A 2,269-nucleotide genomic window follows, 5' to 3' on the forward strand; every position below is an offset into this window, starting at 1 on the left:
GACGTTAATTTATTATTTTAAGTCCTAGAATGAAAAATTAAAATAAAAACATAGAGTTAAGTTTTGGCATGTAGGTTGCTTCGTCATGTATACCACCAATTAACCATAAAGATAAATATGGGTGTTAATAAGTCCAAAACTGCAAAACATACGCGAATTTTCAAACGTGAAATCTCGTTTAAGATTATATCGGCACGACTGAGCTGCTTGGTTATCTAAGTTGATGGATACGTCTTACTACTTCTCAATCGGTCATACCAGAAGCTGTGTCATTAACTCAGAAATACCGCTATGCACTGTTGTTTTAGCGCTTAACTCCATCATTTTAGCAACGTTAACCTAATAACAAGGGAGTCCATATCAGTGCCAGATTATTATAGATATTTGATTTTTGCCTCTACAGTAATTGGAACCTCAATTTCATCAGTGCAAGCTAGTGCAACACCTGTGGTGAAAGTCGAAGAGGCGCGAAAGTGGCAGCGAGGAATTCAAAAGCCGCTGTATTGTCATGCCGATGTTCCTTTCCGTCAGCAAGTTTCAAGTCATGTATCTGCTGAGCTAACTTGGTTGTTACCGGCTGGTAGCCGAGTGAAAGAAGGGGAAGTATTAGCGAAACAAAATGACTTCTATCTAAAGCGTCAGCTTGCTCAATTGGATGCGAATGCTAAAGCTGCGCGTGCAAACTATGTTTATTCCTTTAATGAGTACGACCGCCTGAGCAAATTAGATGAAGGAGGAGTTGTATCGAGCTCGGAATTGCAGCAACACAAAAGAGACTATCAAACAGCAGCAGAACAAAATGAAATTTATGCTGAGCAATATCGTTTAGTTGAACATCAATTAAATAATTTAACGCATCGAGCGCCCGCAGACGGTGTTGTGCTATCGCTATTTGGTGAGCCGGGAGAGTGGGTTGGCGAAGGAGAGAGTATCTTAGTTTTTTTGCCAGCTCAGCAGCAGGAAGTGACTTGTCGAGTTGCATTAGACTTATATCAGGAGTTCAATCAATTTGAAGGTGCGAAACTGTCATTGGCTGACGGCACTGAGTTGTTTTTAGACCGTGATGCCGGCCTTGTGAGTAGCCAAGATCAAACTATCAATTTACATTTGAAATTCAAACACAATCCTCCCGAAAAATTTCTTATTGGTCAACGATATGTCGTTGACGTGTCGATGGCTGCCAGTAATTTAACCAAGGTGCCATATGATGCCTTGACTATAAATAAAAATGAATATTACGTTTGGCGTGTAGATCAAAAGAACAAAGTGAATAGAGTTGTTGTAAAAATTGTGGACACTGACAAAAACCACTCGGTGATCCAAGGAGAAATCCAAGCCGGCGACAAAGTAGTAGTCAAAGGAAAAATAGCACTGAAAGATGATGCACAAGTTACCATTAATAGTCAGGGTAAACTATGAAATTAGTTGAAAAATATGGCTCTATTATCATCGCCTTTTCATTTTTACTGGTATTGCTGGGGGTTTTAGCTGGTGCAAAACTCCCCAATGCGTTATTACCTAAAATCGATAGAGCCCAAATTGCCGTGGTGACATCTTGGCCGGGGAAAACTGCAGCAGAGATTGAGCAGAGCTTAGTTTCACCTCTTGAGCGACAGCTTGCAGGTGTGAGCCAATTAAAAAATTTACAAACTAATATTTCAAATGGCCAAGCGTGGACCACCTTGAACTTTCATTATCAAGCCGATATGGAAAAAACTTATATGGAGGTTTTGGCGCGGATCAATCAGGTTCCGGATTGGCCTCCTCAAGTTGCAAAGCCCAGCGTAATTGACTATAGCAATGGTGCGGGCTCAACTTTGGCTTCCTTGTTTTTGTATTCAGGTACAGAGAAGTCACAAGAAGACTTTATGCATGCCTATCGCGCTTATGTCGAGCCTGCCATGACAGATATTCCGGGTATCACCAACATCAATATGGATAATAATCGACTGGCACAACGGGTAGACATTGAATTTGAACCACGGAAGTTAACTCAGTTTTCATTGAGCATAGAGCAAGTGACTCGTAAACTACAGGGCCTAATCGACCGCTCAGGAGACAGTCTATTATTGGGGTCGAAAGAGTATGATTTGCACTTTAAAGGCCAGATGGCATTGACCGAGTTACGCAATTTACCAATTGCGGTTACTGGTGTTCGAGTTGTACGCTTAGGGGAAGTGGCAAGTGTGCATAAACGGTTTGTGTACGACTGGTCATACTCAGCTTTTAAGGGTAATCAAGCGATATACTTTTACCTACAACCAGATAA

2 protein-coding genes are annotated in these 2,269 nt (G+C 41.3%); both read left to right on the forward strand.

What is annotated here, in order from left to right:
* Positions 1 to 363: 363 nt before the first annotated feature.
* The gene (locus L1D50_RS22740; RefSeq protein ID WP_239966907.1) at positions 364 to 1,419 is read left to right on the forward strand and encodes an efflux RND transporter periplasmic adaptor subunit; all 1,056 of its coding nucleotides are present in this window, start codon (positions 364 to 366) and stop codon (positions 1,417 to 1,419) included.
* The coding region (locus tag L1D50_RS22745) for an efflux RND transporter permease subunit (RefSeq protein ID WP_239966908.1) at positions 1,416 to 2,269 on the forward strand (854 nt) is incomplete at its 3' end. The genes L1D50_RS22740 and L1D50_RS22745, both read left to right, overlap by 4 nt.

This window comes from Pseudoalteromonas sp. Isolate6, assembly GCF_022398435.1.
Lineage (GTDB): Bacteria > Pseudomonadota > Gammaproteobacteria > Enterobacterales > Alteromonadaceae > Pseudoalteromonas > Pseudoalteromonas galatheae.